Annotated in this window: 5 protein-coding genes; 1 reads left to right on the top strand and 4 read right to left on the bottom strand. The window is 72.7% G+C overall.

Going from position 1 to position 4,855, the window contains the following annotated elements:
• Window positions 1–116: 116 nt before the first annotated feature.
• The 3 genes from QM626_RS11585 to QM626_RS11575 are packed head-to-tail and all read right to left on the bottom strand — an operon-like array spanning window position 117 to window position 2,839.
• Complete coding sequence (locus QM626_RS11585; protein WP_415077102.1) at window positions 117–1,142, bottom strand: sugar-transfer associated ATP-grasp domain-containing protein; 1,026 nt, start codon at window positions 1,140–1,142, stop codon at window positions 117–119.
• A 6-nt stretch (window positions 1,143–1,148) separates the two neighbouring features.
• Window positions 1,149–2,132: a TauD/TfdA family dioxygenase gene (locus QM626_RS11580; RefSeq protein WP_415077101.1), complete on the bottom strand. Its 984-nt coding sequence runs from the start codon at window positions 2,130–2,132 to the stop codon at window positions 1,149–1,151.
• 59 nt (window positions 2,133–2,191) lie between these two features.
• Window positions 2,192–2,839: an alpha/beta hydrolase gene (locus QM626_RS11575; RefSeq protein ID WP_415077100.1), complete on the bottom strand. Its 648-nt coding sequence runs from the start codon at window positions 2,837–2,839 to the stop codon at window positions 2,192–2,194.
• 38 nt (window positions 2,840–2,877) lie between these two features.
• On the opposite strand from QM626_RS11575, the gene QM626_RS11570 reads away from it, so the two are divergent.
• Window positions 2,878–3,507, top strand: coding sequence for an NUDIX hydrolase family protein (locus tag QM626_RS11570; protein WP_415077099.1), 630 nt, complete (start codon window positions 2,878–2,880; stop codon window positions 3,505–3,507).
• 12 nt (window positions 3,508–3,519) lie between these two features.
• Here QM626_RS11570 and QM626_RS11565 read toward each other — a convergent pair whose 3' ends face one another.
• Window positions 3,520–4,587, bottom strand: a complete 1,068-nt coding sequence (locus QM626_RS11565) for a threonine aldolase family protein (protein ID WP_415077098.1) — start codon at window positions 4,585–4,587, stop codon at window positions 3,520–3,522.
• Between the last annotated feature and the right edge of the window lie 268 nt (window positions 4,588–4,855).

Here is a 4,855-nt window from a genome sequence, read left to right as displayed (position 1 = left end):
GTCACGGCGCAGGTCCGCGACGCGTGCGCCGCCGGCGACGAGGCGCGCGGCGTTCGCCTCGAGCGCCGCGCGCGACAGGCGCACGCGCAGGGCGGTCGGACTCGGCACGGGGCCGGTCAAAAGCCCATCGCCCTCTGGTACCGCGGCCGGTGCCCGGTACGCACGCCGAGCACGCTCGGCTTGTTCTCGTAGACGCCGGTGGCCCAGTTGCCCTCGATCAGGACCGGTCCGTTCTCGGTCACCGACACGTCCCAGCCCACGTACTGCACCTCGGGCACGTGCCGGGCGACCCGGTCGATGAACGCCACGACCTCGTCGTACATCGGCAGCTGGAAGTCGGCGATGCGGAACCCGGTGTCGGGATGCAGCTCGTGCACGTGGCCGTGCGAGTCGTAGCCGGCGCCCAGCGCCTTGCCCGTCTCCGGGTCGAGCATCGTGTAGAAGCCGCCGAAGTCCATCTGGTCGGCGACCTGGCCGCGGCCGAACTTCTGCGCGACGGCCAGGATGTGCGTCGCGTCGCCGTCGAAGAAGGCGGCGATGCGGGTCGAGTTCACGGTCCCCGGGCAGACGGCGGCGAGGTCCGGATGCTGGACGATGTTCTCCTCGACCAGGCGCTCGCCGCGCTCGAGCAGGGCGCGGTGGAACTCGTCCCAGTCCTCGACGTCGGCGGCGAAGTAGCGGCTGATCGCCGCACCCGACCGTCCGGCCTGCCGTTTCGTGATCAGGACGTCATGGGCCGCGGCGAACGCGCGCAGCTCGTCCGCGTTGCCCTCGTCCAGCAGCAGCCAGTCCCGGCCGAGATAGTCGCTGAAGACGCGGTCGAACTCCCACTTGTCGTAGAAGATCACGCGCTGCTCCGGCGCGTCGAACCGGTACGAGTAGGCGTTGGAGCGCGGATGGGTCATCATCGTGCGCCGCTCCGCGCGGTTCAGGATCGCGAAGTCGTAGTCGACGTAGTCCTGGAAGCCGACGTCGTGGAACGTCGCCTGCCAGAACATGTCGACGAACACCGCCGGCGCCCACTTGCCGTGCTCGTGACCGACCTCCTTGGCGCGTGCGAGGACGGACGGCAGGTCGAGCTTGCGCAGACGCTGGACCATGTACCCGAACCGGGAGTCCAGCCCGAGGAAGCTGCGTGCCATCGTCGCTCAGGCCGTGATGAGCTCGTTCTCGACGACGCGCGCGTGGTGGGTGCGGCGGTCGGTCGAACGGCCCAGATCGTCGGAGATGATCACGCGCTGCAGCCAGCGGTCGGTGCCGTCGTAGCGCGGCTCGAACGGGGTGCGGGCGTGCATCACGCGACGGTTGTCGAACAGCAGGATGTCGCCCGCGCGCAGCGTCACGTAGATGCCCTCGGCATCCGCCCCGTCGTGGAAGCTCTTCAGCGCGGCGGCGGCCTCGTCGTCGCCGGCGACCGCGGCGGCGCAGTCCATGTCGATGCGGACGAAGCGCTTGCCGTCGTCGCCGTAGAGGGCCGCGCCCTGCACGCCGTCCTCCGGGCGTCCGGTGCCGCCCGACGCCTTGTCGATGCCGTGCATGAAGCGCGGCTGGCGCAGCACGGCGTCGTCGTGCTCGGAGAGCGGGATGCGGTCGACGGGGGCGAGCGCGGTCTGCACGCGCTCGTCTCCGCGCACGCACAGCAGCCCGACGAACTGGGGGTGGGCGTCGTCGAAGGCGTCCTCGCTGTGCCAGTCGAGCAGGCTCCGGCTGCCGGTGCCGACGGCGTCGTACTCGTGCCCCTTCACGGGGGTGACGTTCTGGATGATCTGGCCGCGGTGCTGGCGGGCGAAGGCGAACACCTCGCCGGCGACCGACGCGAACGCCAGCAGCGCCGCCTCGGTGGACGGGTCGCGGTCGGTGCGCTCCTCGAACGCGACCGCGTCCTGGGGGCTCTCGCCCATCTCGTCCTGGTCGACGGCGATGCCGTGGAACAGGATGCCGCCGTCGGGCACCTCGGCGCGGGCGAACTGCTCGATGAGCTCGACCGTCTCGGGGTCGGCCTCGACGAGGGCCGCCTTGGCGTCGGCGAGGAGCTGCTCGAAGGCTTCGTCGTCGCGGTAGATGCCGCGGCGTCCGCGGGCGAGGTCGACGAAGATGGCAGCGACTTCAGGCGCAATCTGGCGCTCGATCATGAGAGTGGAATCCTTCCCGGGTGATTCTTAGTATCACCTAAGCAGGCCAGGGTGTGGAATCACCCAGAGCCGGACTCGATCTGCCTGCGCAGGAACGTGTGCACATCGTCCAGCTCCGGTGCGGACACGCTGTGGGTCAGGCCCGGATAGACCCGGCCGGAGAGCTCGACGTGCTCGGGCAGCCACTGCGTGCTGTGGGCCACGAGGGGCTCGGGGATGACGTCGTCGCGGCCGCCGCGGCCCCAGAGCACCGGCGGCCGCCGCTCGGCCAGCGCGGCGTCGCCGGGCAGGACGCCGGGGGTCGCGTAGCCGGAGAGGTTGACCGCGAAGGCGAAGCGCTCGGGCTGCAGCCGCAGCGCCTGGATCGCGACCGCGCCGCCCTGCGAGAATCCCAGCAGGCCGGTCGTCGGCGCGTCCGCGTGGGCGTCGAGCCATTCGATGACGCGGACGGCGGCATCCGTCACCCGTTCGGGTCCGCGGCCGTCGAGGCCGTCGATCGGGTACCAGGCGTGGCCCGGCGTCGGGAACGGCGGGACGAGCGGGGCGCGCAGCGCGACGACGGCGTACTCCGGCGGCAGGTGCGGGACGAGGGCGAACAGGTCGCGCTCGTCGCTGCCGTAGCCGTGCAGCAGCACGAGCAGCGGCCGGCCGGTGCGGTCGCCGTCCGACCAGAGCGCGGCCTCGGCGTCGAGCGGCGGGGTGTCCATTCGCCCATTCTGCCCGCGGCGGGCGGTATACAGGACACATGCCGGTGCGCACCCCCGATCCCGACCCGAACGAGTCCGGCGACGGCGCGCGCCGCGACCCGCTGAGCGCCTTCGAGAGCTCGATCGGCGGGTCGCTGCCCGCGGACGCGACCAATCCCGCGTGGCTCACCGACGTGGAGCTGACCGAGGCGCGGCGGCGGATGCCGATCCTCTACGTCGAGGCGATCCCGGTGCGCACCGACGGGGTCGGGGCGGTGACCCAGGTCGGCATCCTGCTGCGGGCCACGCCGCTGGGGGAGATCACCCGCACGATCGTCTCGGGCCGGGTGCGCTACGGCGAGACGGTGCGCGACGCGCTGTTCCGTCATCTCGAGAACGACCTGGGGCCGATGGCCTTCCCGCTGCTGCCCCCGCAGCCGACGCCGTTCACGGTCGCGGAGTACTTCCCGCTGCCGGGCGTCAGCGCGTTCCACGACGACCGACAGCACGCCGTGTCCCTCCCGTTCGTCGTGCCGGTCACCGGGACGTGCGAGCCGCGCCAGGACGCGCTCGAGGTGACCTGGATGTCGCCGGCCGAGGCCGCATCCGACACCCTGGCCGCCGAGATGGAGGGCGGCCGCGGCACGCTCGTCCGCCTGGGCCTCGCCAGCGTCGGCGCCCTGCGCTGACGCTGGCGCGGGCTACGCGGTCGTCTCGCGGGCGATCGCGGCGACGAAGGCGTCGACATCCGCCTCGGTCGTGTCGAAGCTGCACACCCAGCGCACCTCGTCGCGTGACGAGTCCCAGTCGTAGAAGCGGAAGCTCTCGCGCAGCCGCGCCGCGACCTCGGCCGGCAGCGTCGCGAACACCGCGTTGGCCTGGGTCGGCTGCGTGAAGCCCACGTCGCGCACGCTGCCGTCGGCGAGCCCCGCCGTCAACGCGGAGCGCAGGCGCGCGGCCATCGCGTTGGCCTGCCGCGCGTTGCGCAGCCACAGGTCGCCGTCGAACAGGGCCAGCAGCTGGGCGGAGACGAAGCGCATCTTCGAGGCGAGCTGCATGTGGTGCTTGCGCAGGTAGACGAGGCCGTCCGACGCGTCCGGGTCCAGCACGACGATCGCCTCGGCGCCGAGGCCGCCGTTCTTCGTGCCGCCGACGCTGACGACGTCGACGCCGGCGTCGGTCGTGAGCGCCCGCAGCGGCAGGCCGAGGGACGCCGCGGCGCCCGCCAGCCGTGCGCCGTCCATGTACACGCGCATGCCCCGCACGTGTGCGAAGTCCGCGATGGCCCGCACCTCGTCCGGCGTGTACACCGTGCCGAGCTCGCTCGACTGCGTCAGGTAGACCACGAGCGGCTGGGCGCGGTGCTCGTCGCCGAACCCCCACGCCTCCCGGGCGATCAGCTCGGGGGTGAGCTTGCCGTCGGGCGTGCCGACGGTCAGCAGCTTGATGCCGCCGGCCTTCTCCGGCGCACCGCCCTCGTCGGCATGGATGTGCGCGGTGTCGGCGCAGATCACCGCCCCCCACCGCGGCAGCATCGAGAGCATCGCGACGACGTTGGCTCCGGTGCCGCCCCACACCGGCCACGCCGTGACGCCCGCGCCGAAGTGCCCGGCGAACACGTCCTGCAGCCGCGCGGTGTAGGCGTCGCCGCCGTAGGAGGTCTGGTGGCCGCCGTTCGCGGCAGCGATGGCGGCGAGCACCTCCGGATGCACCCCCGCGTAGTTGTCGCTGGCGAAGCCGCGGGCGGCGGGGTCGTGAAGGCTGTCCATCCGCTCCAGCCTAGGCCGCGTCGGCGGCACGTCCATCGGGGGCGCGCTCGTGTCGGCAGGGCGGGTGCCATCGTGGGGCTGCTCGCGCGACCGGGCGAGAGCTCACGCTCTGAGTCGCCCCGCGGTTCAGAGCGTGAGCGTCCGGGAACCCGTGTCGTGGAACGGAATCAGCGGTCCGGGACGACCCGCTCCGCGTCACGGGCCGTCGCCGCGTCGGCGGCGGCCGCGGGGTCGTGGGCCCAGCCCGGGGCCAGCGCCCGGATGCGGC

The sequence above is a fragment of the Microbacterium sp. genome, assembly GCF_047606385.1.
Classification (GTDB): Bacteria; Actinomycetota; Actinomycetes; order Actinomycetales; family Microbacteriaceae; genus Microbacterium.
Note: the sequence above shows the minus strand (reverse complement) of the source record. Positions and strands in the feature narration are given on the sequence as shown.

Excerpts from the sequence above, each read along its gene's own strand:
- QM626_RS11570 (WP_415077099.1), top strand. The coding sequence starts at position 2,878 with ATGCCGGTGCGCACCCCCGATCCCGACCCGAACGAGTCCGGCGACGGC.
- QM626_RS11575 (WP_415077100.1), bottom strand. The coding sequence starts at position 2,839 with ATGGACACCCCGCCGCTCGACGCCGAGGCCGCGCTCTGGTCGGACGGC.
- QM626_RS11585 (WP_415077102.1), bottom strand. The coding sequence starts at position 1,142 with ATGGCACGCAGCTTCCTCGGGCTGGACTCCCGGTTCGGGTACATGGTC.
- QM626_RS11565 (WP_415077098.1), bottom strand. The coding sequence starts at position 4,587 with ATGGACAGCCTTCACGACCCCGCCGCCCGCGGCTTCGCCAGCGACAAC.
- QM626_RS11580 (WP_415077101.1), bottom strand. The coding sequence starts at position 2,132 with ATGATCGAGCGCCAGATTGCGCCTGAAGTCGCTGCCATCTTCGTCGAC.